The organism is Sphingorhabdus sp. YGSMI21, from assembly GCF_002776575.1.
Classification (GTDB): Bacteria; Pseudomonadota; Alphaproteobacteria; order Sphingomonadales; family Sphingomonadaceae; genus Parasphingorhabdus.
Genome location: NZ_CP022548.1, coordinates 727,863 through 752,320, shown reverse-complemented (window position 1 = coordinate 752,320; position 24,458 = coordinate 727,863). Strand labels below are relative to the sequence as shown.

Sequence of the window (24,458 nt, the reverse complement as noted above, 5' to 3'; positions counted from 1 at the left end):
TAATGCGTGCCTGATATCGCCTCGAATCCGCAAGCCAGCCGTCCGTCGTCCTCTGTCAGGCCGTTTCTGTTCGGGCTGCTGCTGGGGATGATTTTCCTTGCTGCGCTCGCCGCTGCGATCCCGGAAAAAACCAGTCCGAGGGAATTTGTCCAGTCGGGATGGGAACAGCTGTTTCCGCCGCCAGGCAATGACGAGTTTCTGGCCGACAATGCCAAGCAGCCGGGCGTTGTGGAAACCAAGTCGGGGCTGCAATATCAGGAGATCAAGGCAGGCAAGGGGCCGTCTCCGGTGGCTAGTGACACCGCTCTGGTCAAATATGAAGGTTCGCTGCGCGACGGTACTATCTTTGATGCCAATGACCAGGCCCCGATGCCGGTTGGCGCGGTCGTACCCGGATTTTCCGAAGCGCTGCAGCTGATGCAGAAAGGCGGCGAATATCGCCTCTGGATTCCGTCCGATCTGGCCTATGGCGAAACCTCACCGAGTGAACAGGTCCCGTCGGGAAGCCTGCTCATTTTCGATGTGACGCTACTGGATTTCATTTCCGCCGAACAGATGGAGGAATTGCGTCAGCAGATGCAGGCGCAGGGCGTCCCCGGCGGACCACCGCCCGCTTCCTGAAACAGGCTGAAGCGGGCGTCAGGTCCGTTCTGCCTGGGCGACCGCTTCCGACGCGCGCAGGGCTGACAATATCCGCATCAGATGGTGGACATTGTGTACTTCCAGATCAACATCGAAGGTATGGAACGGGCCGTCCCGGTGGGACAGGCGCAGGTTCAGGATATTGGCGTTGTGAAAGCCGAAAATCCCCGCCATTTCGGACAGCGTCCCCGGCTTGTTGTGCAAGACCACGCATAGCCGCGCCGCTGCGCCATCGCTTTCATTGCCCCAACTGAGATCGACCCAGTCGGCATCGACCCCGTCCGCCAGACTCTGGCAGTCGATCGTGTGCACCTCGACATTCTGGCCGCTGCGACGCAAGCCGACGATCCGGTCGCCGGGTACCGGGTGACAGCATTCGGCGAGATTGAATGCCACGCCGGGCGTCAGCCCCTTTATAGAAATCGCGCGATCCTGTTCCGGCCATTGCCGCTCGTCGTCATTGTCGTGCACGCTGCCCGGGATGATCGCTTCCATAACTTCCCGATCGCTGAGCTGGCGGGTGCCAATCGCGATCATCAGGTCGTCTGGCTCCTTCAGGTCCAGCCGTTTGAGCGCGGCCTTGATCGCGCGTTTGCCGATCTTGCCGGGCAGGCGCTCGATGATTTCCTCGTAAAGTTCCGTGCCGATCGCGATAATCTCGTCACGCTCCTTGAACCGGACGTTGCGGCGGATCGCTGCGCGGGCCTTTCCGGTGATGACAAAGGATAGCCAGCCCGGCTGCGGTTCCTGTCCCTTGGACTTGAGGATTTCGACGACATCGCCATTTTGCAGCTGGGTCCGGAGCGGCACGTGCCGGCCGTTGACCTTGGCACCAACCGCCTGGTTTCCGAGATCGGTGTGCACCGCATAGGCAAAGTCGACGGTGGTCGATCCGCGCGGCAGCTGCAGCAACGTACCTTTCGGGGTGAAGGCAAAAATCCGGTCCTGATACATTGCCAGCTTGGCGTGCTCGAGCAGTTCCTCGGCGTCCTCCGCCTGATCCAGAATTTCGATCAGGTCGCGAATCCAGCCGGCCTGTCCATCGGGCCGGTTGCCCTGTTTATAGGCCCAGTGCGCGGCAAGACCGAATTCATTGTCCTCGTGCATGCGCTGTGAACGGATTTGGATTTCCACCCGCATATTATTGCCGTGCATGATGGTTGTGTGGATCGACCGGTATCCGTTGCGCTTGGGCGTGGAAATATAGTCCTTGAACCGGCCGGGGACCATTTTCCATTTTTCGTGCAGGATGCCCAGCGCCCGGTAGCATTCGGCGCTATTGTCCGTAACCACGCGAAACGCCATGATGTCGGTAAGCTGCTCGAAACTGACGTGTCGTTCCTGCATCTTGCGCCAGATCGAATAGGGATGTTTCTCCCGGCCGCTGACTTCCGCTACCAGCCCGCCGCTTTCGAGGGCCTTCTGGATTGACTGGGCAATTTTATCGACCTGGCCCTCGTCGCCTTCCTTGATCGCCTGCAGCCTTTTGGTGATGGTGTCATAGGCTTCGGGCTCCATATGCTCGAAAGCCAGCAACTGCATCTCGCGCATATATTCATACATGCCGATCCGCTCTGCCAGCGGCGCATAGATATCCATGGTTTCATGGGCGATCCGCAGCCGCTTCTCTTCACTCTTGATGAAATGCAGCGTCCGCATATTGTGCAGACGGTCGGCCAGCTTGACCAGCAGCACGCGGATATCATCCGACGTCGCCAGAAGGAATTTGCGCAGATTTTCCGCGGCTCTCTCGTTGTCGGTCTGCGCCTCGATCTTGGAGAGCTTGGTCACGCCATCGACCAGCCGGGCGATTTCCGAACCGAATAATTTGCTGATTTCTTCCGACGTTGTGAGCGTATCCTCGACAGTATCGTGGAGCAGCGCCGTCACAATCGTCTGCTGGTCCAGCTTGAGATCGGTCATCAGGCCGGCAACCTCGATCGGGTGGCTGAAATAGGGGTCGCCGCTGGCCCGTTTCTGGCTGCCATGTCTTTGTACGGAAAAAACATAGGCACGGTTGATCAGATCCTCGTCCGCATCGGGATCATAGGATCTTACTCGCTCCACCAGTTCATATTGTCTTAGCATGGCTTAAAGATGGTGCGCTTTTAAGGCTGGGGCAACAAAAAAGAGCGCCGAAGCCGCCGCTTGTTTCCGGGGAAGGGAAGCAAGTCCGGGCTTCGGCGCTAAAGCTGACCGGCGGGGGCCAGAAATCTGGCAGTCACGGGGAGCGAGAAAGCCGGTCAGACGGGGATGGTCAAATCAGTTGTTGCACTTGGCGATCGCTTCGGCGTCAAAGGCCTCGCCTTTGTAGGCGAAACTCGTCACCGGGCCGAATTTGTCGGCGATCTTGGCGCAGATCGTCCGCGGCGCGGAGCTGCTTTTCGTGCCGATACATTCGGTCCCGGTGCAGCGAACGACCGCGCCCCGGATGATTTCCTGGCCGGCTTCCACCGGCGCCTGCAATTCGGCGGTATAGGCGACTGGCGTAGTGCGCGCTTCGGCGGTCGTCGCCGTGAACAGGGTCAGGGATGTCATCGCCGCGATCGAGAATAATATGGAAGCGCGAAGCGGGCTTTGGGAGAGAAGCATGATATTTCCTTTCTTCTTTATCAGTTGCGAAACCCGGGTGCCCGGGCCGCAGGGGAGAAAATTACGGTTGCAATTTAGGTTGCGAATCACTACTTAGATTATTAGGTTTTAAGTTGCAACTAAAAACGTATATTTTTTTCGCACTCGCCAGAAAACTGGTTTAGGAATGGCTATATGGACAAAATCAGAGAAGATTTATCGAGTCTGACGAGCGGGGAGTGCAGCCTTCCCGTATCGCTGGAAGTCATCGGCGAGCGATGGTGCTTCATGATATTGCGCGCGGCACTCAACGGCGTCGGGCATTTTGAGGATTTTCTCTCTGAAATCGGCATCGCCCGGAACATATTGGCCAATCGGCTGACCCGGATGGTCGAGGCGGGGATCATGACCCGCCGGCCCTGTGATCACGACAAGCGGAAAGTGGAATATCGGCTGACCGACAAGGGGCAGGATCTTCTGCCAACCATGATCGCTCTGCGGCAATGGGGCGAAAGATGGGAAACCGGCGTCGCGTCCAATCCGATTTTATGCGATTCGCGTGATCGCCAGCCGATCGGACCGATCAGCATCCGGGCGCATGACGACCGGGTTCTGGAAATGGAAAATCTGTGCTGGATCGACGAAGCGGAATTGAAACTGGATTCCGAAGGTGCCAACCGCGACGATATGGTGGTCCGTCACCTGAAGGAAATCGGCGAATCCTCGGCGGCCTGAGGCCGTTCGCCGCCTTGCCCTATTCGGTCGCGTAAATACTGTTGATCGGCCGCGCCATGACGCGGCGAACCATCGGTTCGAAAAATTCCAGCGGCGCCGTGTCATAATTGGCGTCAAAGGCCGTCTGGTCATATTTTGCGCAGAATTCCGCACAATCCTCGAAATGTTCATGGCCGCGATATTGTTCGCGCATGTCGCGGTCCTGGCCGAGATAGTGGAAGAAATAATAGCCCTGGAAAATGCCGTGTTTCTCCGTGATCCAGTGGTTCTTCTCGCTGACAAAGGGTTTGAGGATCGCGGCGGCTATATCGGGATGGTTATAGGTGCCAAGCGTATCGCCGACATCGTGCAGCAATGCCATTACAACATATTCTTCGTCCCGGCCATCGCGGTGCGCGCGGGTGGCGGTCTGCAGACTATGTTGCATCCGGTCGATCGGGAAGCCGCCAAAATCTCCGTCCAGCAATTTGAGATGGTCCAGCACCCGGTCGGCGACCTTGCTGGCGAAAGGGCCGAAATGGCCGCCGATGATCTGCCAGTCTTCCTGCGTTCCTTCTTCCATCGAAGGAAATTTTGCCCGGACTTCGTTTGGACCACCCATGATATTCTCCTTTGTATTTTGCCGATCTTTGGTCCCATTTTGTCACCGAACAATACAAATAGCTTTGCATTTGCGTCGAAGAACGGAACTTTCGTCGTCTTATTTGCGCAAATGATAGGCGATTCTTTCCCAAGCGGCAATGGCCCGCTATAGATGGCGCAATGGCCGTTATGGAAATCCGTCCCCAGCCGTTTTTTGGCAACAAGAACCGGGCATTCTGGAACCTGCAATCCGCGGGCTGGGCCGGCGCGCTTATTCTGCGCGCGATTGGCGGGATATCCAACGGATTGCCACTTGGTTTCCTGGTGCCGGTCATCATCTCGACCATTACCGGCTATTCGATCTCCCTGCTGCTGTCGGTGGTCTACAAGAATCTGATCCACCGCCGCCCGATTGTGACATGGAGCAGCACCGCCGCGATATTGACGGTTGCATCGGCGCTCTATGCATTCATCGACGCCTGGGTCTTTCTTATCCAGAATCCGGCGTCGGAAACCGCGTTCGGTACCTTGTTTCTGGGTTCTCTGTTTCTGGGCATCATGCTGCTCGGCGCATGGTCGGCGCTCTATTACGCGATCAATTTCTTCCTGCGGGTGGAGGAACAGAATGACCAGCTGCTGCAGCTGGAAGCGCAAGCGACCCGCGCGCAGCTGGCAATGCTGCGCTATCAGCTCAATCCCCATTTCCTGTTCAACACGCTGAACAGCATTTCGACCCTGGTGCTGCTGCGCCAGACCGAACCGGCCAACGCCATGCTGTCGCGCCTGTCCTCTTTCCTGCGCCATACGCTGGTCAATGAAGTCCACAGCCGGGTCACGCTGGCGCAGGAGGTGGAAACCCTGCATCTCTATCTGGATATCGAGAAAATGCGTTTCGAGGAACGGTTGCGGTCGCATTTCGATATCGATCCCGCGGTGCGCGATGCCCTGCTGCCATCGCTATTGCTTCAGCCTCTGGTCGAGAATGCCATCAAATATGCGGTGACGCCGCAGGAGGAAGGTGCCGATATCTCGGTGTCGGCCCATCGCGACGGCGACAAGCTGCGTATTGTCGTCTCGGATACCGGGCCCGGAAAAATCGGCGGCACGTCGGGTAAATCCGCATCGACCGGTGTTGGCCTGGGGAATATTCAGGAGCGATTAAACCAGGCTTATGGAGAAGGCGCGATATTCGAAACGCGCTCGTCGCCTGGCGAGGGCTTTTCGGTATTCATCGCCTTGCCATTTGAAACCAGAGAACAGATCGAACGGGAAGCGGCAGACCATTCTGCCACCGATGAGCAATTGAGGAACGAGACTATTTTTGGAGAGCATGCATCCAGTGATGACCATCAGCGGGAGCCGGTAAATGCACGGTCGATGGCATCATTTCAGCATAAGGATTTAAAAACATGACGATCAAGACAATTTTAGTCGATGACGAGAAGCTGGCGATACAGGGTCTGCAGATCCGGCTCGAGAAATTTGACGATATCGAGATTGTCGACACCTGTCGCAATGGCCGCGAAGCGATTCGCAAGATCAAGACCCTGAAGCCCGATCTGGTGTTTCTTGATATCCAGATGCCGGGCTTTGACGGTTTTTCCGTTGTGCAGGGAATCATGGAGATCGAACCGCCGCTGTTCATCTTTGTCACTGCCTATTCCGAACATGCTGTCCGGGCTTTCGAGGCGGAGGCGATCGACTATCTGGTCAAACCGGTCGAGGAAGACCGGCTGGCCGACGCAATTGACCGAGTGCGAAAGCGCCTGCTGGAGAAACGCGGCGGTGCCGAGCTTGAAAAGCTGAAAAATGTGCTCAGCGAAGTGGCTCCCGACGCGATGGCCGATATCGAGGATACCGATGAGCCGGCATCGGCGAATCGCTATGAGAAGCTGATCAATGTGAAGGACCGCGGCCAGATTTTCCGCGTCGATGTCGACACGATCGAACGGATCGACGCCGCGGGCGATTACATGTGCATCTATACCGCGGACAACAGCCTGATCCTGCGCGAAACGATGAAGGATCTGGAGAAGCGCCTCGATCCGCGCCATTTCCAGCGGGTGCACCGCTCCACCATCGTCAATCTGAGCCAGGTCCGGGAAGTGAAGCCGCATACCAATGGCGAATGTTTTCTGGTGCTCGGGTCAGGCGCGCAGGTCAAGGTCAGCCGCAGCTATCGCGATGTCGTCGCGCGCTTTGTGCACTAGGCTTTAGTCGCGGCGCCCGCGGAAAAAGCCCAGCAGCATTTCGGCGGAATTCTCTGCTTCTATCCCGGCGTAAACGTCCGGCCGGTGATGGCAGGTCGGCGCGTCGAAGAAGCGGACACCGCTGTCTACGGCACCACCCTTGGGATCATCGGCGCCATAATAGACTCTGCGCAGCCGGGCATGGGCAATTGCGCCGGCGCACATCGTACAGGGCTCGAGCGTGACCCACAGGTCGCAATCGTCCAGCCGGTCATTGCCGAGAAAGCGGGTCGCTTCGCGAATCGCCACAATTTCTGCATGGGCGGTGGGATCGTTGTCGATGCGGGTGCTATTGTGGCCACGGCCAATGATTTCGCCGTTCCTGACGATCACGGCACCGACCGGCACTTCCTCCACGGCGATCGCCGCGCGAGCCAGATCCAGCGCATCGCCCATGAATGAAGTATATTTTGCTGCCGTCATGCCGATGGAGTAGCGCGGAAGCGGTTCGAAGGCTATAGGAAGCCGGAGACGGACCGGTTCGCGCAAAATGGCTCGGACATGCTTGACGCATGGCTCGATTATGGTTAGGTGACCGCTCTTTCCCGCTGGGAATCACTCAATAACAAGAAATTGGACTTTTACGATGTCGCGGATTTGCGAACTGACAGGTAAGACTCGGCTGGTAGGCAATAATGTGTCGCACGCCAAAAACCGGACCAAAAAGACATTTTTGCCAAATCTGCAAAATGTGACTCTTTTGTCCGATACACTCGGCAAGGGCGTGAAACTGCGTGTTTCGACCCACGGCCTGCGTTCTGTGGAACATGTCGGCGGCCTCGATAACTGGTTGCTGAAAACCAAGGACGACAAGCTGAGCCTGCGCGTCAAACGCATCAAAAAGGAAATCGTGAAAAAGCAGGTTGCGACCGCTTAAACGATCAATCCGATTCGAACGTTGAAAAGCCGGGGTTAGCCCCGGCTTTTTCGTTTTGGCTTTCGGGACCGGTCTTTTTCAGTCTGTTTTCGCCATCCAGCAGCTGGAACTTGAAAAACAGCGATTCCTGCAGCGTGCTGAAATTATCATCCGACGCGATCCAGACGATTATCTTGGCGCCTTCCCGGGTGACCGCGAGAGCCTCCATATTGTCGACCTTGACCGGCGGTTTCAGCGTGGCGACCGGCTGCGAAGTAGCGATCTTCCCCGGTTCGAAATCCGCCAATCGCGCAACCGACAATATGGCCGAAACCCCGTCGAGCGGCGTAAAGCGCCGGTGCAGCATCAAGGCTGTTCGGTCATCAAGTAATGCTGCGTCGGTGAGCTTATAGCCTTTCGGACCCCGATATCCCATCAGCTTTGCCTTGCTGCCCGGTTCGGATGCGTCACCCTCGAAGACCAGTGCCTGATAGCCGCCTTCGGAATATTTCGCCGATTCCGAAAAGACCAGAAAACGGCCGTCCGGTAAACGAAGCATGGCCTCTGCACCGCCATTGTCCGGCCATTCCTGCATCGCTTTCGGGAAATTAACGGATTCCTTGCGGGCAAAAGAGGGGCCGTAGCGCCAGATACTGTGCTGATGCTCGTAGCCGACCCAGAACTGACCGGTCCCGGGGTCATGGAGAAAGGATTCGGAGTCCCAGTTCTTCTTTGCATAGTCATTGGGCGGAGCAGGACCCTCGGGCAGGGGGGCAATGAACGGCCGGATCGCTCGATGATTTGCTTCGTCCAGGGTGAAACCGACCAGTGTGCCGTTGTCGCTGAGCATCAGGAAGCGGTTGTCCGGCAATGCCAGCATCGAGGATATGCCGCCGAACTCGCCATTGTCACTGGTAATTTTCCAGCCACCCAGAAAGGCGAGACGGCCGACGCGGATACGTTCCGGGTCTCTGGCATCCAGGGCGATCGGTTCGAGCGCGATATATTGACTGTCATTTGCCGGCGGTACCGGACCACGCACATAAGTGACCGGCACCAGAAAGAAAAATAGCGACAGACAGGCAAGCACACGCAACATGGGATTGCGCATAACCGATTCGCATCTTCAAACATATTCTATTCTGGACGCTCGTGCGCCTCCTGCGCTAGACGGCAGACAACCAGTCAGGAAAGCAAGTTTATGAAAAAAATCTATCCGGATGCGGCGGCCGCTCTCGAGGGCCTTTTATTTGACGGAATGCATCTCTGCGTTGGCGGTTTCGGCCTGTGCGGAATTCCGGAAAAGTTGATTGATGCGATCCAGGAAGACGGCGTCAAGGGGCTCACCATCGCATCCAACAATGCCGGCATCGATAACGAGGGGCTCGGCAAATTGTTGCGTTCGCGCCAGGTGAAGAAAATGATCTCCTCCTATGTCGGCGAGAACAAGGAATTTGAGCGGCAGTTTCTCTCCGGCGAACTGAAAGTGGAATTCTGTCCACAGGGAACGCTGGCCGAACGGTGCCGGTCTGGTGGCGCGGGTATTCCCGGCTTTTATACCAAGACCGGCGTCGGCACGCAGGTGGCCGAGGGCAAGGAGCATAAGGAATTCGATGGCGAGACCTATATTCTTGAGCGCGGCATTTTCGCCGACCTCTGCCTGATCAAGGGCTGGAAGGCCGACAAGGCGGGCAATCTGATGTTTCGCAAGACGGCGCGGAATTTCAATGCGCCGATGGCGACCGCAGGCAAGATTTGCGTCGCCGAGGTCGAGGAAATCGTCGAAGTCGGCGAACTGGATCCGGATTGCATCCATTTGCCGGGCATCTATGTAAAACGCCTGATCGATGGGTCGCCCTATGACAAGAAGATCGAATTCCGCATGACCCGGGAACGCGCAGACGCCTGATGGCTGAGGAAAAAAAATCTGAGGGCCGGTTCATCAACGCAATTGCAGTCGATGAATATGACTTTCTGGATCAATCCCATGAAGTCGCGAGGCTCTGGGTAGAGGATAACGGTCCTGCTACGTGTCTGATTCAACCTGACAAGCTGGCTCAGCCAGAGATGTTCGGCATGCTGATGGTCGATGCCATCCGGCATGGGGCCAGAGCTTTCGCCCAGGCCCATGATATAAGCGAAACAGAAGCGTTGCGAAGAATTTGGTCCGGGCTGGAAGCCGAACGCGATCGAAATACAACCGACCTCGATACCGTTCAGGATTATGAAAAACCGAACTGATGTCGAGAGCTGGCCATATATTTCTATCTTTATCAGCTTGCACGCTCTTGTCAGGTTGCGTCGCAGCGCTGCTGCCGCTGGCCGCTCTGGGGACGATTGGCAAAAACGAGATCGATCGCGGCCGGGCGAAGCAGGAGCTGGTTGCATCCGGTGCGATTGGTCTGGGAATGCCGGTCGGCTCCGTGACGATCGGGCTCGACGGCGACAGCGCGGCAGGTTTGCCGGTGCCCTCTGACGACCTTGCCGGACAGGGCGGCGCATTTGAAATTGCGGAGCTTGATCTGGAAAGTGGCTCGGCTGACCGGGAGTCTCAAAATTTTCAGCCGTTGGTGCCGGGCGCTTCGCCTTATGCCAATTTTGCAGCTCATGCCCTGAAACAATCGGCCAGACTGGAAACGGGAGAGGGCGTGGAATCGGTGGTACTGGTTCCGCGCGTGGATATTTTTCAGCCCGAAACCATGGATTGCGAAGGCAAACCACTGGCCGTGCTCATTGATCTCGATGGCCCGGCAGCTGCCGGGCTCCTGAAGGCCGAGACGCTTTACCGGCAAAATGGTCTGGTCGAAGCGCTCAACCGTCTGCATTTTGCCCAGATCAGCGTGATTTGGCTGTCCGATCATCCGGTTGCTGCATCCGGGAGAATTTCCGCCATTCTCAACGAAGCTGGTTTTTCCCATTCCGAATCGGATGATTTTCTTTTCCTTGACCGCGGCGGGGAAGACCGCAAACAGGTTCGGCGTTGGGATGCAGCACGCAACTATTGCATTGTCGCCATTGCGGGCGACAACCGTGCTGATTTCGACGAGCTTTATGATTATTTGCTGGAGCCCGACGGAGCCATTACGCTCAATCATATGTTCGACAACGGCTGGTTTCTAACGCCGCCCCCACTTGTGGAAGCGACCAAGGAAATGGTAGCCAAACCAGATGACAAAGAAGGATGACTATGCCCTGGACTCGCGATGAAATGGCCGCTCGGGCGGCAAAGGAACTGCATGACGGCTATTATGTGAATCTCGGCATCGGCATTCCCACGCTGGTCGCCAATCATATTCCGCCGGGCGTGGAGGTCACCTTGCAGAGCGAGAACGGGATGCTGGGTATCGGACCCTTTCCCTATGAGGACGAGATCGATCCCGATCTGATCAACGCCGGCAAGCAGACGATCAGCGAACTGCCCTCATCGAGCTATTTCGGTTCGTCCGACAGCTTTGCCATGATCCGCGGCGGCCATATCGACCTGACCGTTTTGGGCGCGATGGAAATTGCCGAAAATGGTGATATCGCCAACTGGATGATTCCCGGCAAGATGATCAAGGGCATGGGCGGCGCGATGGACCTGGTTGCGGGTGTGAAGAAGATCATCGTCGTGATGGATCATTGCGCAAAGGATGGCAGTCCCAAGTTCATTCCGGAATGCACCTTGCCGCTGACCGGCACCAATGTCGTCGACATGATCATTACCGATCTATGTGTGTTCCAGCGGCCCGACCATGACAGCCCGTTCCGGCTGATCGAACTGGCTCCGGGTATCAGCGCCGAGGATGTCGCCGCGAAAACCACCGCTGCCTATGAAATAGCATTATAAGTTACGGGACGTGAAAAAATCTCTGGTGCTGCTGTTCGGGCTGGCGGCTCTGCTGCTCGTTGGCTGGTATGGCTATCGCGCGCTGGTCGAACAGCGAACGGGTTTTCCACTGCCCTTGCTGGCGCAGCCGGAAGCTGAACAAAAACTACCCGTCGCCGCCGATGACTGGCACGGCAGAATCGATTATCGTGGCCTCGACCGCGATTTTACCGTGCTGGCGGCGCGACCCGAAATGGCAGGGCTGGCGGTCGCCATTGTCGAGGAAGGCGAACTCCGCTTCATCGGCACATATGGCGTGGCCGACAAGGAAAGCGGCAAGCGGGTGATGCCCGATACGGTATTCCGCTGGGCTTCGGTTTCAAAAGGCGTGGCGGGATCGCTTGCGGCCAAATTGTCGGAAGAAGGTGGGCTCAATCTGGACGCACCGCTGAGCAGCTGGCACTCCTCGCTGCAACTGCCTGGAAATGCCGAAACGCAAATCACGCTGGCACAACTGCTCTCGCACCGCACCGGTCTCACAAAAAATGCCTTTGATAGCAAGCTGGAGGATGGCCAGGATCCGGGGCTGCTCCGCAAGCAGCTTGTCGACGCGCCGTTGCAATGTGTGCCGGGCAGCTGTCACAGCTACCAGAATATCGCCTTTGATGCGGCGACCGAGATATTGGGGCAGGCAGCGGGAACCCTATATTCTGACGCGGTCCAGAAAAGGCTGTTCGAGCCGCTTGGCATGAAAAGCGCGCAATTCGGCATGGCCGGCCTGACCGGGTCAAAAAGCTGGGCGCGGCCGCATCGCGGTGATCAGGTGCGGACCCTGTCGGAATCCTACTGGCGGGTGCCTGCAGCTGCCGGTGTGAGCAGCGATATCGTCGATATGGCCCGCTGGATGCGCGCGCAGATGGGCGAGAATAAAGATGTCCTGTCGGAGAAGGCGCTGATGCTCGCCCACGCACCGCTGGTCCGCACCCGGCGCGTCTATAGCGGCGATCTGGCCCGGGCATTGGGTGATCCGCATTACGGGCTCGGCTGGCGGAGCTTTACCTATTCCGGCCGGCAACTGGTCGGGCATAGTGGCGCCGTGGACGGCTTCCGCTCGACGATGATTTTCGATCCGGTGGCGAAGACCGGCGTGGTCGCGATGTGGAACAGTGGCTGGGGACGACCCTTCGGCCTGCCCTTCGCGGTGCTGGACAGCTTTTACGGCCAGTCCGCACATGATTGGCTCGATCTGTCGGACCTGCCTGTACCGAAGGTATCACAACCCCCGGCATCCTAGCCCAGCAATTTGCGACAGCCGTAGACCGCGCGTTGCGCCCAGACCTCTGCATCGCAATCCGCTGGCCCGGCAAAATTCGGTACCTCGATGTCGATATCGACTTGTGGTCCCAGCAGGGCGACCAGTTCCGCCAGTGGAAATATTCCCTCACCGGGGACCATCCGGTTCATCGCTTCATCCAGATAGGCGTCCGACAGCCGGAAATCCGGTCCGTCGCACAGCTGGGCATAGCCGATGATCGCCGGGTCCACGGCCTGTAATTGTGCTAGGTCGCCGCCGGTGCGAAACAGATGGAGTGCATCGATCGCGATTTTCAGATTGGGCCGGTCCACACAGCCATGAAGCGCGACGGCATCCTGCAGACTGTGGCAACCAGCAGAAAATCCCGTGAACTCCAGACCGACCTCCATCCCGTGGTCGAGCGCCAGGAGGCATAATTTCGCAAGCTGGTCTTCCGCACGGTGCGCATCGGTTTCGTGGATATGGCTTACCAGCCGCCTGGCGCCCAGTTCGGCGGCCAGACCTATCGCGGGAAGATAGTCCGCCACATCCTGCGCCGCCATTACCGGGAAATATTCTGCGTTTACGAGATTCATCTGATGATCGCGAAGCAGACGCTTGAAGGATGAAGCGGTCGCCGCATCGACGACCGGGAACATGGTCTGGCCATTTGCATCGCGCGGCGTGGCGGTGAACAGGCAGACCCCGTCCAGTCCGGCTTCGGCGGCAAAGTGAACCAGACCCTCCGGCCCGCCCTCCATCAAGGTGATCTGATGCAATGCCAGTTTGCGCATGGATTTACCCTAAAGCAGCTTGCATTGCTTTTGCCACCGGAGTGGGGGCTTTGCGGCTAGTCAATCTGCTAGCTGTATCATGTCATGGCGTCTCTATGTATTCCATGGAAAAGCCGATCACAGAATCGCGCCAAGAGGACCGTTGCATGACCGAAGAAGATATTATTTCCGTTGCCGATGTGGTGCGTTTTCACGCGCAGGAACAGCCGGTTTCCGTCGTTTTCACCTATGAAGGCGATGAGATGACCTATGCGGCGCTCGACGAAGGCAGCAGCCGGGCAGCGCAGGCGCTGAAATCGAGAGGCGTCGGCAAGGGCGACCGGATCGCCTATATGGGCAAGAACAGTCACCTCTATTTCGAGATTCTGGTCGGCGCCGCGAAGCTGGGTGCGGTCATGGTTCCGGTCAACTGGCGACTGGCCCCGCCGGAAGTGGCCTATATCCTCAATGACTGCCAGGCCAGCATCCTGTTCATCGGCCCCGGTTTTGACGATCTGGTCCGCAAGATCGACGCCGATCTCGAACATGTCCGGCTGATCCTGGGCAGCGAGAAGGCCGAGGGCGAATATGGCAGCTACCCGGAATGGCGCGACGGTTTTGACGCTATCGATCCGATGGTGCCCTGCGCCGAGGAAGATGACGCACTGCAGCTCTATACTTCGGGCACGACCGGTCACCCCAAGGGAGCGATCATGACCAGCGGGTCGATTTTCTCCTCGCGCAGTTCGGGAATCTCCGAAGATGATCTGATGGACTGGCAAAAACCGATCCCGGGCGAGATTACCCTGCTGGCCATGCCCTGTTTCCATATCAGCGGAACCGGCACCGGACTGGGCGTGATGTTCACCGGCGGCAGCGCCGTTGTCCTGCCGGAATATGATCCGACCCAGGCGCTGGACCTGATCGAGAAATATACGATCTCGAAAATCTTCATGGTGCCGGCGGCGATCCAGATATTGCTCAACCACCCGCGCGCCAGGGAGGTCGATTTTTCCGATCTGCAATATATCACCTACGGAGCATCGCCGATTCCGCTCGAACTGATGAAACAGGCGATGGATGTGCTCGGCTGCGGCTTCGTCCAGATGTACGGCATGACCGAAACGTCAGGGACGATCACCACGCTCAATCCCGAAGACCATGATGTCAACGGCAATGAGAAGATGCGCTCGGTCGGCACACCGCTGCCCGGCGTTGAACTCAAGATCATCGACCCCGAAACCGGAGAGACATTGCCGCCGCGCACGATTGGCGAGATTTCCACCCGGTCGGCAAAGAATATGAAGGGCTATTGGAACCGTCCGGAAGCGACCGCCGAGACCATCGATGCCGACGGCTGGCTGCGCACCGGCGATGCCGGCTATCTCGACGAGGACGGTTATCTCTATATCCAGGACCGGCTTAAGGACATGATCATCTCCGGCGGCGAAAATGTCTATCCGGCGGAAGTCGAAAATGCGCTTTATGCCAATCCCAAGGTTGCCGACGTTGCGGTGATCGGTGTTCCTGACGAAAAATGGGGCGAGGCGGTGAAGGCCTGTGTGGTTGTCAAAAAGGGCGAGACGCTGACGGAAGCGGAACTGATCGCCGATGCGCGAAACCGGATCGCTGGCTATAAATGTCCCAAGTCGATCGATTTCATCGACGCCCTGCCGCGCAATCCCTCGGGCAAGATCTTGCGCAAGGATCTGCGGGCGCCTTATTGGGAAGGCAAGGATCGGGCGGTCAACTGACCGATCGAGCAGGCGGGGACCAGTAAACCGTTCGCCCTGAGTCTGTCGAAGGGCACTTCTCGTCGAGAGGTGCTTCGACAAGCTCAGCACGAACGGAGTCCGACAAAGGGAGTGAATCCATGACGAATCTCGTACTGCGTGAAGATCAGGATGGCTGGGCGCTGTTGACGCTCAATCGCCCCGACAAGCTCAATGCTTTGACCGTGGCGATGTTCCGGGAGCTGCGCGGCCATGTCGAGAATCTGCGTAAAGATGACAGCATCGGTTGCGTCGTGCTCCGCGGTGCGGGCAAATGTTTTTCCGCCGGGCATGATCTCGGCGATATTGCCGCGGGCGAAGCGGTGCCGTCGGCCGGCTGGCATTCCGAAACCTTGCGGATGCTTGAAAAACTGCCCAAGCCGGTGATCGCGGCGGTGCACGGCCATTGCTACACCGGGGCTCTGGAAGTGGCTTTGGCAGCGGATTTCATTCTCGCAGCGGATAGCGCGCGCTTTGGCGACACCCATGCAAAATGGGCGCTGACCCCGGTGTGGGGGATGAGCCAGCGGTTGCCGCGGCGAGTGGGCGTTGCCACCGCCAAACGGCTGATGTTTACCGCCGACATGATCAATGCCGAGGAAGCGGTGCGCATTGGTCTTGCCGAATATGCGGTGCCGCTCGCGCAATTTGACGCCGAGATTGCGGCGCTTGCCGGCAAGATTGTCGCCAATTCCGGTTTCTCTCACGCTGCCAACAAGCGCCTGCTCGAAGCAACCGATGGCGGTCCGCTTGATGCAGGGCTGCAGTGGGAAGTGATGGAGAGCGAAGGCCATGGTCCCGATATGCATCAGAGGATTGGAGCTTTTACCAGCAAAGGGAAGTGATGGAGAGATGAACCGCGTGTTTTCGGGGGCTGTATTATTCTGAAAGCGGACAGCAACTCTGGCACTAAGTCGAAATTCGTCTAGAATTGGCAGCGCAACTCGCAAGTCGTGATTTGCGAACCTAGCCAGTGAGACCAGAATGAACGGCACCCCTTTTTATCCGATCGGAACTTCGGGCCAGCCATGGGGAGATGAGGAGCGGAAGCAATGGCGGGCCGGTCAATCCACCCGGCGCCGCTACGCCGAGGATGTGGTGCCGCGGATCGAGGCTCTGGCTGACCAATTTGAAATTATCTCCTATGGTCAACTCGATTACGCTGACGATATTTATTCGCTCTTCGCTCTTCGCAACGGTCCTCACGATCCGGCTCTGCCCACAGCGCTGGTAACTGGCGGAGTCCACGGATATGAAACGAGCGGAATCATGGGCGCGCTTGAATTTCTGGAAAAGTACGCAGCCAATTATGCGGGGAAATGCAATCTTCTGGTAGCACCTTGCGTGAGCCCCTGGGCCTACGAGCGCGTAAACCGTTGGAATTACAACGCGCTGGATCCCAATCGCAACTTCAAGACAGGCAGCGAAGCGGCTGAGTGTGCCGCGCTGATGGCATTGGTGGCTGCGCAGCCCGGGCCGTTCCTTCTGCATATCGACCTGCATGAAACAACCGACAGCGACGAGACCGAGTTTCGTCCCGCGCTGGCGGCACGAGACGGGAAAAACTATGTGCCTGATACCGTGCCGGACGGATTCTATCTGGTTGACGATAGCGAGAGCCCGCAACCTGCCTTCCAGCAGTCCATCATTTCGGCGGTCGAACGGGTAACCCATATCGCTCCGCCGGATGAGAATAATATGATTATAGGCTCGCCCGTAGTCGCGCACGGTGTGATCGAATATCCGCAAGCCCAATATGCGATGTGCGGCGCCATCACGGATGCCCGGTTCAAGACGACAACCGAAGTCTATCCGGACAGCGAGCGGGCGACGCCCCGGGAATGCAACAACGCGCAAGTGACTGCCGTTTGCGCAGCTCTCGATTTCGCGCTCGCTCATATGTGAGCCGACTGAAATGTCGGTTTTAGCGGATCGCTAGATTTGCTTGCCGGTGCAATCGCCCATCTATGCCGGTGCACCGGGAGTGGCGATCGGATTGTCTGATTCTGTCGTCAGGAGCGCGCCGATAGAGGCTATGACTATACAGCCGATGGCGAACCATTGCAGGCCGCTGAGTTGCTCATGGAGGATGACCATGCCTGCGACCGCACCTATGGCCGGTTCCGCAGATAGCATGACGCCAAACGTCCGCTCCGGGATATGGCGCAGGGCAATCATCTCGAGGGAATAAGGCAAGGCGCTGGATAGCAGGGCAACACCCAGGCCCAAAAACAGGACGGAGGGCAACAGCAAGGCCGTTCCGGCGCTCATGACGCCGAAGGGCAGGATGACGATAGCAGCGGTGCTCATTCCCAGTGCCACGGACTGTCCTGCGTGCATGTGCGACAGGCTTTTTCCGAAAATGATATATAGAGCCCAGAACAGACCCGCTGCGGCTGCGAAAGCAATGCCTACGGGATCTAACGCATATATGCCGCCGCGGAGAGGGAGCAGAAGTCCCAGGCCTGCCACTGCACAGCCTACCCAGAGAAAATGGATCCAGCGCCGCGCATGAATTAACGCCAGAGCCAATGGTCCGGTAAATTCGATCGCGATGGCCGGTCCCAGCGGAATGGTCCGTAGCGACAGATAGAATGTAAGGTTCATAAGCCCCAGCACGAGCCCGTATAAGAGCACACGCACTGCATCGGCCCGGTTCAGCCTGAAACGCCAGGGGCGCCAGATGCAGAGCAATATCAGCGCCGACAGGCTGACCCGCAGCGCGGCGGTTCCCTCCGCGCCAATCACCGGAAACAGCTGTTTCGCAAAGGAGGTCCCAACCGCCAGGGACACCATCCCGCCAAATAAAGCGAGATAGGGCACGGCTTTCCAAAGCGCCGATGTTCGGGTGATCTTTGATAGCGGGGACGACATGACGCGCGCTATAATGCGCTTTGGATCGCTTGCATCATAAAATCATTGGGTGAGTGATCACAATGATGGTTTTGGCGAGGTAGCCTGATCAGCGGAAGCGACCGTAAATCGGGCTTACGCCCTCGGTGGTGATACGGAAACCCGTAAAGGGAAGATCAAGCTTCCCCCTCCATCAGGAAGGGGAAGCTTTTCAATTTAGAATTGTACGCGTTTGGTAAAGCCGCCGTCGATGACCAGATGCGCGCCTGTGGTGTAGCTGGACGCCGGGCTGGCGAGGAAGACGACGCCGCGGGCGACGTCATCGGCGGTGCCGAAATCACCGAGAGCAAAGCCGGCTTTCGTGCCTTCGTAAAATTCCGGCATGCCCTTTTCGATCTGGGACCAGTTGCCGCCCGGGAATTTGATCGGACCGGGGGAGACCATGTTGACGCGGATACCCTTGGGGCCGAGCGCCTGGCTGAGCTGGCTGCCATAGGTGATCAGCGCGGCTTTCATCGCGTTGAAGGCCTGTGGCGCGACGAAGGTTTCGAAGGCTGCGGTAGAAGACATGAAGATCACGCTGCCGTCGTCCGATTTTTCCAGATGGGGTTCGAGAACCTCCATTGCCTTGACCGCGCCGAGGATGTCGGTGTTGAAGGTGACTTCCCAGTCACCGGTCGCGCCGGCACCGGAGGAGCTGACATTGTGGATGAAAATATCGCAGCCGCCGAGATCGCCTGCGGCTTTTTCCAGCCATTTGGCATAGCCGTCGAGATCGGTCATATCGAGCGCATCAGCGAACACCTTGCCGCCATGGGCTTCCAGTTCCTTTTTCGCCGCCGCTACCTGTTCGGCATTGCGCGAGAAGAAGGCGACATCAGCGCCTTCTGCTGCAAAATGTTCCAGCGCAGCGCGCCCGAGGCCACGGCTTCCGCCGGTGAGAATGACTTTCTTGCCCTTGAGTCCTAAATCCATTGTCTTCTCCTTTGTGTTTCGTGAAATCGGGGTTAGAATTTTGCTATGGCCGGTTCGCAGCTCCAGCCGATGCCGCGGCGGAGCAGATCATAGATGATCGGCTGCTGCCAGCCGGAACGGTCCACTTCCGGCCACCAGTCGAGGACCGGCTCCATATCATAATGGCCGCGGCAGTGACCCATGGTCAGATAGAGCACGGCGCCTTCGCCCATCCGGCGGATATAGAAGACCGGGTGGCGGCTTTTCTTGATATCGCTGTGGACGAAGCCGCTGATGTCGTCGGTGCCATTATATTCGGTGTCGAGCAACACATCGAGTTCGGCGCGGGTCTCGACCAGATATTGCTCGTCGACGGTTTCAAAGCTCGGGATACCCTTGACCAATGGATGATCGGGCTGGGCATTGTCGACGGTGAACGGAATAATCGGTGGGTGCGACAGGAAGCGGGTACCGAGCGTGTCGGCAAAGACCGGCATTTCGTCCGGCGCGTCGACCAGGCCATTGTCCAGAAATTTCAGCACCGCGTTGGTGCCGTGCAGAGCAAAATAGCGGCCACCGCCGTTGACGAAATCCTGAATATTCTTTTGGGCTGCCTCGCTGGGCTGCAGGTCGCAGGTATAGCTGACCAGAAAATCTGCGTTCTGGATCGCTTCGAGATTTTCATAATCCTCGAACACCCGCACCCGGATGCGGTCATCCTCGGCGAGCAGTTTCATCACCTCGAGACGGGCGTAATCAATATCATGATATTTGCCGGCAGCGACCAGCACGCACTGGATCGGTTTCTGGTCGGGGCGGCGTTCGGGCGCTTCGCTCATCTATTCTTTTCCTATCACGGGGTTTGTCTGGCCATCCCAGTCGAGATGCATCTGGCGCATCGCAGCAAAGCCGTCGAGGCCGGCCTGCGGGATCTGCAGATATTCGATAATCGTACCGGGGCCGCCGCCATAGTCAGCGTAGAAAGCGCCGCCGACACCGCCGGGTAAGCTGACTTCCTGAATGACCTCGCCGCCGGCCTCTTCGGTCAGCGCGCGGGCATGGTCGAGATCGTCAACCACCAGACACAGATGCTGGACGCCCTGAAGCCCTTTCTCGCGCCAGTCCTTGAACATGGAGGGCGCATCATTATTGGGGCGGATCAGCTCAACCTGAACATCACCCCAATAGCCGATCGCCATGGAGAACTGGATATCGGACGGCTCGCCGCGATATTTGACATTTTCCACCTCGACTTTCTCGGTGTGGAAAAACGGGCCGGCGCCCATTTTCTGGGTCCAGTAATCGAGCGCCGCATCATAATCGTCCGGCACATAGCTGATCTGCATGATCGTGCCGAGCTTGGCGAGAGAGGCTGGTTTCTCGCTCATTCGCTGTCCTGCCAGACTGTCGAGGAGGGGCGCTCGCCGATCCGGTCGACAAATTTCGCCAGATTGTCCGTTCCTTCTGGCAGCGCCCAGCCGACGGTATAGCCGAACTGGATGAAGCAATAGGCGATGAGGTCGGCCATGGTGAACTTGTCCTGGCAGATATAGTCTCTGCCCTCGAGCTGGCCGTCGAGCCATTTCCATTTATTGTCGGCCATACGCGACAGGTCGGCCGCGCCTTCCGCGCCGACGACATCCATCCGCGGTTCGAACATCGGCCGTCCGGCACCGCCACGGAAGCCGAGGGTCATCGGAACGGCGATTTCAAGATCGATCCGGCGGGTCCACATCCGCACTTCGGCGCGCTCCTGCGGCGTTGATCCGATCAGCGCGGGTTCGGGATGGGTTTCTTCCAGATATTCGGCGATCGCCATGATCTCGCTCAGCATGAAGCCATTGTCGAGTTCGAGCACCGGCGTTGTGCCCAGGATATTCTTGTCCGCGAATTCCGGTTGTCGGTTTTCCGCTGTCAGAATGTCGATATGGACGCGTTCGACATCAAGCCCCTTTTCGAGGATGAACATGCGAATGAATCGGGGATTGGGACCAAGGCTTGAATAAAGCTTCACGTGAGATTTCTCCTTCGGGGCGGATTCGCTTCCGTCTCTATATGATGTAAAGATACACAGGTAATCGCCGAGGGCTATCCTCTCAAAAACAACAGGCGATGCTGCCAGATTCACTAGTGGCCGAGCGGCCTCTTTAGGTTATTTTGATCGAAACAAAGACGTTTAGTTTTCAGGAGAAGATGATGGTTGAGACTTTAACCGGACATAATCGGTCGAACGGCATTTCCTATACCGAATTGCTGGAAGGCGACAAAGTTGCGCCTCCCGCTGTGTTCCTCGAAGAATCTCCCATGGAGCCGGGCGTCACCACCGTCGAGGTCAGCCGCTACTGGTCCAAGGAAGAGCATGACCGCGAAGTCGAGAAGCTCTGGAAACGCGTCTGGCAGATGGCTTGCCACAAGGATGAAATCAAGAATGTCGGTGACACCTTTGTCTACGATATTGCCGAGCTCTCCTTTTTGGTGGTCCGGGTCTCCGAAGACGAGATCAAGGCCTTTCCGAACAGCTGCATGCATCGCGGCCGGGCGATCTGCGACAATCACAAAAAAGGCCAGAAGGCGCTGCGCTGCCCGTTCCATGGCTGGTCATGGGAGCTCAATGGCAAGCTCAAGGAAGTGCCGTGCCAGTGGGATTTTCCGTCGGTCAGCGAAGAAACGCACAGTCTGAAGGAAGTCAGTGTCGGTGAATGGGGCGGTTTTGTATTCATCAATCCGGACCCGAATTGCGAGCCGCTGGAGGATTTCCTCGGCGATATCGATCGCCATTTCCAGATTCCGTTCGAGCGGCGCTACAAGGCGGCCCACATGATCAAGCGGTTGCCGTGCAACTGGAAGATCGCGCAGGAAGCCTTCATGGAATCCTATCATGTGGTCGGCACCCATCCCGAACTGATGCCGGCCTTCGCCGACGCGAACAGCAAATATGATGTCTGGCATAATTTTTCCCGGGCCATGTCTGCTCACGGCCAGCCGAGCCCGCATACCGATCTGGTCAATCCCGATCCGACCGCCTTTCCGGATGCAAAAGCATTCCAGAGCTTCATCCACCCGATCAGCAAGCACAAGTTCGAGCGGCTGGAAGAGGACCGGGTCAAAGTGACCCTGCCCAATGGCAAGAGCGGCATCTTCGACATGAACGCCAATTATATCGAGGGCGATGTGACATCGGCCGATCCGCATATGTGCAACTGGATCGGCGGCAAGATTGCGGCCGCGGAAGAAGATATGCCGATGGTCTATAGCGATGTTTCTGCCCATGCCTTGCGGGATGAGGCGGCGCAGGCGCGGCGCGAGGAAATGCGCCCGACCTGGGGTGATATGGTCGACGACATCAGCGATGCCGATCTGGTTGACGCCATTTTCTACAGCGTCTTCCCTAACATCAGCCCCTGGGCCGATTTCAATCCCATCTTCTACCGGTTCCGCCCGGATGGCGACAATCCCGAGCAATCGCTGCATGAAGTCATGTTCATGGTCGCCCTGCCCGAAGGCGCGGAGCGCCCCGAGCCGGCGAAATGCACCTTCCTGGACCTACATGACGACTATACCCAGGCGACGGAATTCGGCAGCTATCTGAACAAGATTTTCAATCAGGACTATCTCAATCACAAGGCGATGCAAAAGGGCGTGAAAAGCCAGCCCGACGGCGTTTCCCTATTTGCGCAATATCAGGAATCCAAACTCCGCCACTTCCACGAAACGCTGAACCTGTGGCTGAATTCCGACGAGCCTCCGAAAAGCCCGAAAAGAGCGGCTGCCTGACTTTGGATAGTCTCTCTGCCGATAATATCCCGGCCGGTTTTGAACGAGCGAAATTTTCCAGCCCGTTTCTTGACATGGCCGGGCCATATTATGAGCGCCAGGGTGAGGGTGGCATCATTGTCGCGACCCGGATCAACGAGGGGCATATCAATCATATCAAGGTTGCTCACGGCGGTGTGCTGGGTACGTTGGCGGATGTTGCGCTCAGCTATCAGGTACACCGCGCCGAAAAGCCTGCGCTGCCGGTGGCAACGATGAACCTCAACACAAATTATCTGGCCGGAGCAAAGCTCGGTGACTGGGTAGAGGCCTATGCCCGGATAGACAGGATCAGCAAGCGCACCGCCTATTGCAGCGGCCAGATTGTGTGCGGCGAAGCGGTGCTGATGACGATGACCGCGGTCTTCGCGATATTGCGGAAATAGACCCTAGTCTGTCGCGCCGAGATAGCCCAGCTGGCCGGCCTTGAATATCGTCTGTCCGCGATTGACACTGTTCAGCTTCTGCCCGGCCCGGTTCACGTGATAACGGATCGTCGCGTGGCTGAGCGACAGGATCATGCTGATTTCCTTGTCGGTCTTGCCGATCGCGGCCCAGTGCAGGCATTCGGCTTCGCGCTTCGACAGGATGCAATTGGCCGGCATGCGGTGTTTCTCGCGCATGGCGAGGACATAGCCGGTGACGAACCGGCCGGTCACGATGCCGAAAAAGTCGGAATAGAGCCGATAGGCTTCGGTGAGATCGGTGATACCATGTTCAAGCGTTGAGAAGCTGACCGCAGCGATCTGCCCGAACGGCAGATGTACGGGAATGAGGATGTGCGATTTCGAAGTCTGGGACTGGGCGTAGAAATCCTTGAGATCGATCTTGTCGAGATATTCGTTCGGCCAATGTCCGTGAAAGCCCTCGGCGTTGCACCAGATCGGCTCGCTTTCGTATCGGCAGGCCCGGGGCAGGGGAGAGCTGAGCGCAAGACGGGTGTCTTCCCACCAGCGCTCGCCTTCGGCGACCCAGCCGAACACATCCTTGTTGATCAGATTGCCGTCCGCATCGACGAGATGCGCCTTGGACGAAATATCCGCCGAAACCGCAATCCGGAATCCATAGGATTGCGCGATTTTGTTAACCGCCTCCGCAGCGGGACGAATTTCCGCCGGATTGGTGATGGTAACACTGTCTACATCTTCCCGAAAACGTTTCCGTCCAATCTCGGGAATTTCGGCAATAAAATTCTCGGCCATCCAACACTACTCCTTGCGACGCTTATAATTATTCGCAGTGTGTCGCGTCGTTTGGTTTTGTAGTCAACCAAACATTCCTAACGATAGTGATAGGATGGGTAGAGACTTGTGGCCTTTGCTATTCGATCGTTCCGATCAGTTCGCCAACCGGATATTCCTCGCCGTCGGCTTGGATGATAATCTTCAGCTTTCCGCTGGCAGGGGATTCGACTTCCTGGGTCGATTTTTCGTTTTCCAGGGCGTAGATTTCCTGACCCGCCGTGACGTCGGCTCCGTCCTCGACCAGCCATTCTGCGAGGATCCCGGATTCCATGCTGAAGCCCAGTTTCGGTATTCTAATTTCAGTAGCCATTA

At 57.5% G+C, this 24,458-nt stretch carries 28 protein-coding genes; 15 read left to right on the top strand and 13 right to left on the bottom strand.

Going from position 1 to position 24,458, the window contains the following annotated elements; translation table 11 throughout:
* Positions 1-6: 6 nt before the first annotated feature.
* Positions 7-621 carry an FKBP-type peptidyl-prolyl cis-trans isomerase gene (locus CHN51_RS03550; protein ID WP_240616853.1) on the top strand — a complete coding sequence of 205 codons (615 nt, stop codon included), beginning with the start codon at positions 7-9 and terminating at the stop codon, positions 619-621.
* 18 nt (positions 622-639) lie between these two features.
* Here CHN51_RS03550 and CHN51_RS03545 read toward each other — a convergent pair whose 3' ends face one another.
* Both CHN51_RS03545 and CHN51_RS03540 read right to left on the bottom strand, forming a co-directional pair.
* Positions 640-2,730 carry a bifunctional (p)ppGpp synthetase/guanosine-3',5'-bis(diphosphate) 3'-pyrophosphohydrolase gene (locus CHN51_RS03545; RefSeq protein ID WP_100092781.1) on the bottom strand — a complete coding sequence of 697 codons (2,091 nt, stop codon included), beginning with the start codon at positions 2,728-2,730 and terminating at the stop codon, positions 640-642.
* A gap of 174 nt (positions 2,731-2,904) precedes the next feature.
* A complete protein-coding gene (locus tag CHN51_RS03540; RefSeq protein ID WP_100092780.1) occupies positions 2,905-3,234 on the bottom strand; it encodes a hypothetical protein in 330 nt (109 codons plus the stop codon).
* Positions 3,235-3,408: 174 nt separating this feature from the next.
* Between CHN51_RS03540 and CHN51_RS03535 the strand changes: the two genes are divergently transcribed.
* Complete coding sequence (locus CHN51_RS03535) at positions 3,409-3,948, top strand: helix-turn-helix domain-containing protein (protein WP_100092779.1); 540 nt, start codon at positions 3,409-3,411, stop codon at positions 3,946-3,948.
* 19 nt (positions 3,949-3,967) lie between these two features.
* Here the strand turns inward: CHN51_RS03535 and CHN51_RS03530 are convergent, their stop codons facing one another.
* On the bottom strand, positions 3,968-4,549 hold the full coding sequence (locus CHN51_RS03530) for an HD domain-containing protein (RefSeq protein WP_089133351.1): 582 nt from the start codon (positions 4,547-4,549) through the stop codon (positions 3,968-3,970).
* 161 nt (positions 4,550-4,710) lie between these two features.
* Between CHN51_RS03530 and CHN51_RS03525 the strand changes: the two genes are divergently transcribed.
* Positions 4,711-5,943, top strand: a complete 1,233-nt coding sequence (locus tag CHN51_RS03525) for a histidine kinase (RefSeq protein ID WP_100092778.1) — start codon at positions 4,711-4,713, stop codon at positions 5,941-5,943.
* Positions 5,940-6,740: a LytTR family DNA-binding domain-containing protein gene (locus CHN51_RS03520; RefSeq protein WP_100092777.1), complete on the top strand. Its 801-nt coding sequence runs from the start codon at positions 5,940-5,942 to the stop codon at positions 6,738-6,740. Before CHN51_RS03525 ends, CHN51_RS03520 begins: the two co-directional genes overlap by 4 nt.
* A gap of 3 nt (positions 6,741-6,743) precedes the next feature.
* Here the strand turns inward: CHN51_RS03520 and CHN51_RS03515 are convergent, their stop codons facing one another.
* Positions 6,744-7,175: a nucleoside deaminase gene (locus CHN51_RS03515; RefSeq protein ID WP_206170087.1), complete on the bottom strand. Its 432-nt coding sequence runs from the start codon at positions 7,173-7,175 to the stop codon at positions 6,744-6,746.
* 190 nt (positions 7,176-7,365) lie between these two features.
* Here CHN51_RS03515 and rpmB point away from each other — a divergent pair, with 190 nt between their 5' ends.
* Positions 7,366-7,656 carry a 50S ribosomal protein L28 gene (gene rpmB, locus CHN51_RS03510; RefSeq protein ID WP_100092776.1) on the top strand — a complete coding sequence of 97 codons (291 nt, stop codon included), beginning with the start codon at positions 7,366-7,368 and terminating at the stop codon, positions 7,654-7,656.
* 4 nt (positions 7,657-7,660) lie between these two features.
* On the opposite strand, the gene CHN51_RS03505 is transcribed toward rpmB, so the two are convergent.
* Positions 7,661-8,734: an esterase-like activity of phytase family protein gene (locus CHN51_RS03505; protein ID WP_164088976.1), complete on the bottom strand. Its 1,074-nt coding sequence runs from the start codon at positions 8,732-8,734 to the stop codon at positions 7,661-7,663.
* Positions 8,735-8,836: 102 nt separating this feature from the next.
* Between CHN51_RS03505 and CHN51_RS03500 the strand changes: the two genes are divergently transcribed.
* From CHN51_RS03500 to CHN51_RS03480, 5 genes are read left to right on the top strand one after another with little or no spacing between them, the layout of a single operon-like run.
* The gene (locus CHN51_RS03500; protein WP_100092774.1) at positions 8,837-9,544 is read left to right on the top strand and encodes a CoA transferase subunit A; all 708 of its coding nucleotides are present in this window, start codon (positions 8,837-8,839) and stop codon (positions 9,542-9,544) included.
* Positions 9,544-9,876 (top strand): DUF5076 domain-containing protein, encoded by a 333-nt coding sequence (locus tag CHN51_RS03495; RefSeq protein WP_100092773.1) that lies wholly within the window; start codon positions 9,544-9,546, stop codon positions 9,874-9,876. Before CHN51_RS03500 ends, CHN51_RS03495 begins: the two co-directional genes overlap by 1 nt.
* Positions 9,877-9,923: 47 nt before the next feature.
* A complete protein-coding gene (locus CHN51_RS03490) occupies positions 9,924-10,820 on the top strand; it encodes a hypothetical protein (protein ID WP_123906224.1) in 897 nt (298 codons plus the stop codon).
* A gap of 2 nt (positions 10,821-10,822) precedes the next feature.
* On the top strand, positions 10,823-11,464 hold the full coding sequence (locus CHN51_RS03485; RefSeq protein WP_100092771.1) for a 3-oxoacid CoA-transferase subunit B: 642 nt from the start codon (positions 10,823-10,825) through the stop codon (positions 11,462-11,464).
* 10 nt (positions 11,465-11,474) lie between these two features.
* Positions 11,475-12,737, top strand: coding sequence for a serine hydrolase domain-containing protein (locus CHN51_RS03480; RefSeq protein WP_100092770.1), 1,263 nt, complete (start codon positions 11,475-11,477; stop codon positions 12,735-12,737).
* On the opposite strand, the gene CHN51_RS03475 is transcribed toward CHN51_RS03480, so the two are convergent.
* Positions 12,734-13,531 (bottom strand): TIM barrel protein, encoded by a 798-nt coding sequence (locus tag CHN51_RS03475; protein WP_100092769.1) that lies wholly within the window; start codon positions 13,529-13,531, stop codon positions 12,734-12,736. The two genes, CHN51_RS03480 and CHN51_RS03475, sit on opposite strands and share 4 nt — an antisense overlap.
* A gap of 146 nt (positions 13,532-13,677) precedes the next feature.
* On the opposite strand from CHN51_RS03475, the gene CHN51_RS03470 reads away from it, so the two are divergent.
* The 3 genes from CHN51_RS03470 (at position 13,678) to CHN51_RS03460 (ending at position 17,187) form a co-directional block, all read left to right on the top strand.
* On the top strand, positions 13,678-15,264 hold the full coding sequence (locus tag CHN51_RS03470; protein WP_100092768.1) for a fatty acid--CoA ligase: 1,587 nt from the start codon (positions 13,678-13,680) through the stop codon (positions 15,262-15,264).
* A gap of 119 nt (positions 15,265-15,383) precedes the next feature.
* Positions 15,384-16,127 carry an enoyl-CoA hydratase/isomerase family protein gene (locus tag CHN51_RS03465; protein WP_100092767.1) on the top strand — a complete coding sequence of 248 codons (744 nt, stop codon included), beginning with the start codon at positions 15,384-15,386 and terminating at the stop codon, positions 16,125-16,127.
* Between the two features lie 139 nt (positions 16,128-16,266).
* A complete protein-coding gene (locus tag CHN51_RS03460) occupies positions 16,267-17,187 on the top strand; it encodes a M14 family metallocarboxypeptidase (RefSeq protein WP_100092766.1) in 921 nt (306 codons plus the stop codon).
* Positions 17,188-17,247: 60 nt separating this feature from the next.
* On the opposite strand, the gene CHN51_RS03455 is transcribed toward CHN51_RS03460, so the two are convergent.
* From CHN51_RS03455 to CHN51_RS03435, 5 genes are all read right to left on the bottom strand, one after another.
* Complete coding sequence (locus CHN51_RS03455; RefSeq protein ID WP_100092765.1) at positions 17,248-18,156, bottom strand: DMT family transporter; 909 nt, start codon at positions 18,154-18,156, stop codon at positions 17,248-17,250.
* Between the two features lie 195 nt (positions 18,157-18,351).
* Positions 18,352-19,110: an SDR family oxidoreductase gene (locus CHN51_RS03450; protein WP_100092764.1), complete on the bottom strand. Its 759-nt coding sequence runs from the start codon at positions 19,108-19,110 to the stop codon at positions 18,352-18,354.
* A 32-nt stretch (positions 19,111-19,142) separates the two neighbouring features.
* Positions 19,143-19,928, bottom strand: coding sequence for a ThuA domain-containing protein (locus CHN51_RS03445; RefSeq protein WP_100092763.1), 786 nt, complete (start codon positions 19,926-19,928; stop codon positions 19,143-19,145).
* The gene (locus tag CHN51_RS03440) at positions 19,929-20,477 is read right to left on the bottom strand and encodes a VOC family protein (RefSeq protein ID WP_100092762.1); all 549 of its coding nucleotides are present in this window, start codon (positions 20,475-20,477) and stop codon (positions 19,929-19,931) included.
* A complete protein-coding gene (locus CHN51_RS03435; protein WP_100092761.1) occupies positions 20,474-21,103 on the bottom strand; it encodes a glutathione S-transferase family protein in 630 nt (209 codons plus the stop codon). Before CHN51_RS03435 ends, CHN51_RS03440 begins: the two co-directional genes overlap by 4 nt.
* Before the next feature lie 179 nt (positions 21,104-21,282).
* Between CHN51_RS03435 and CHN51_RS03430 the strand changes: the two genes are divergently transcribed.
* Positions 21,283-22,863, top strand: a complete 1,581-nt coding sequence (locus CHN51_RS03430) for an aromatic ring-hydroxylating dioxygenase subunit alpha (RefSeq protein WP_100092760.1) — start codon at positions 21,283-21,285, stop codon at positions 22,861-22,863.
* A gap of 2 nt (positions 22,864-22,865) precedes the next feature.
* Positions 22,866-23,288 carry a PaaI family thioesterase gene (locus CHN51_RS03425; RefSeq protein WP_100092759.1) on the top strand — a complete coding sequence of 141 codons (423 nt, stop codon included), beginning with the start codon at positions 22,866-22,868 and terminating at the stop codon, positions 23,286-23,288.
* 3 nt (positions 23,289-23,291) lie between these two features.
* Here CHN51_RS03425 and CHN51_RS03420 read toward each other — a convergent pair whose 3' ends face one another.
* Positions 23,292-24,104 (bottom strand): helix-turn-helix transcriptional regulator, encoded by an 813-nt coding sequence (locus tag CHN51_RS03420; RefSeq protein ID WP_100092758.1) that lies wholly within the window; start codon positions 24,102-24,104, stop codon positions 23,292-23,294.
* A 118-nt stretch (positions 24,105-24,222) separates the two neighbouring features.
* Positions 24,223-24,456 (bottom strand): biotin/lipoyl-containing protein, encoded by a 234-nt coding sequence (locus CHN51_RS03415; RefSeq protein WP_067197704.1) that lies wholly within the window; start codon positions 24,454-24,456, stop codon positions 24,223-24,225.
* Positions 24,457-24,458 lie beyond the last annotated feature (2 nt).

Bases quoted from the DNA above. Each gene is read 5' to 3' on its own strand.
- CHN51_RS03545 (WP_100092781.1), bottom strand. From the start codon at position 2,730: ATGCTAAGACAATATGAACTGGTGGAGCGAGTAAGATCCTATGATCCC.
- CHN51_RS03540 (WP_100092780.1), bottom strand. From the start codon at position 3,234: ATGCTTCTCTCCCAAAGCCCGCTTCGCGCTTCCATATTATTCTCGATC.
- CHN51_RS03535 (WP_100092779.1), top strand. From the start codon at position 3,409: ATGGACAAAATCAGAGAAGATTTATCGAGTCTGACGAGCGGGGAGTGC.
- CHN51_RS03530 (WP_089133351.1), bottom strand. From the start codon at position 4,549: ATGGGTGGTCCAAACGAAGTCCGGGCAAAATTTCCTTCGATGGAAGAA.
- CHN51_RS03525 (WP_100092778.1), top strand. From the start codon at position 4,711: ATGGCCGTTATGGAAATCCGTCCCCAGCCGTTTTTTGGCAACAAGAAC.
- CHN51_RS03520 (WP_100092777.1), top strand. From the start codon at position 5,940: ATGACGATCAAGACAATTTTAGTCGATGACGAGAAGCTGGCGATACAG.
- CHN51_RS03515 (WP_206170087.1), bottom strand. From the start codon at position 7,175: ATGGGCGATGCGCTGGATCTGGCTCGCGCGGCGATCGCCGTGGAGGAA.
- rpmB (WP_100092776.1), top strand. From the start codon at position 7,366: ATGTCGCGGATTTGCGAACTGACAGGTAAGACTCGGCTGGTAGGCAAT.
- CHN51_RS03505 (WP_164088976.1), bottom strand. From the start codon at position 8,734: ATGTTGCGTGTGCTTGCCTGTCTGTCGCTATTTTTCTTTCTGGTGCCG.
- CHN51_RS03500 (WP_100092774.1), top strand. From the start codon at position 8,837: ATGAAAAAAATCTATCCGGATGCGGCGGCCGCTCTCGAGGGCCTTTTA.
- CHN51_RS03495 (WP_100092773.1), top strand. From the start codon at position 9,544: ATGGCTGAGGAAAAAAAATCTGAGGGCCGGTTCATCAACGCAATTGCA.
- CHN51_RS03485 (WP_100092771.1), top strand. From the start codon at position 10,823: ATGCCCTGGACTCGCGATGAAATGGCCGCTCGGGCGGCAAAGGAACTG.
- CHN51_RS03475 (WP_100092769.1), bottom strand. From the start codon at position 13,531: ATGCGCAAACTGGCATTGCATCAGATCACCTTGATGGAGGGCGGGCCG.
- CHN51_RS03470 (WP_100092768.1), top strand. From the start codon at position 13,678: ATGACCGAAGAAGATATTATTTCCGTTGCCGATGTGGTGCGTTTTCAC.
- CHN51_RS03465 (WP_100092767.1), top strand. From the start codon at position 15,384: ATGACGAATCTCGTACTGCGTGAAGATCAGGATGGCTGGGCGCTGTTG.
- CHN51_RS03460 (WP_100092766.1), top strand. From the start codon at position 16,267: ATGAACGGCACCCCTTTTTATCCGATCGGAACTTCGGGCCAGCCATGG.
- CHN51_RS03455 (WP_100092765.1), bottom strand. From the start codon at position 18,156: ATGTCGTCCCCGCTATCAAAGATCACCCGAACATCGGCGCTTTGGAAA.
- CHN51_RS03450 (WP_100092764.1), bottom strand. From the start codon at position 19,110: ATGGATTTAGGACTCAAGGGCAAGAAAGTCATTCTCACCGGCGGAAGC.
- CHN51_RS03445 (WP_100092763.1), bottom strand. From the start codon at position 19,928: ATGAGCGAAGCGCCCGAACGCCGCCCCGACCAGAAACCGATCCAGTGC.
- CHN51_RS03440 (WP_100092762.1), bottom strand. From the start codon at position 20,477: ATGAGCGAGAAACCAGCCTCTCTCGCCAAGCTCGGCACGATCATGCAG.
- CHN51_RS03430 (WP_100092760.1), top strand. From the start codon at position 21,283: ATGATGGTTGAGACTTTAACCGGACATAATCGGTCGAACGGCATTTCC.
- CHN51_RS03420 (WP_100092758.1), bottom strand. From the start codon at position 24,104: ATGGCCGAGAATTTTATTGCCGAAATTCCCGAGATTGGACGGAAACGT.
- CHN51_RS03415 (WP_067197704.1), bottom strand. From the start codon at position 24,456: ATGGCTACTGAAATTAGAATACCGAAACTGGGCTTCAGCATGGAATCC.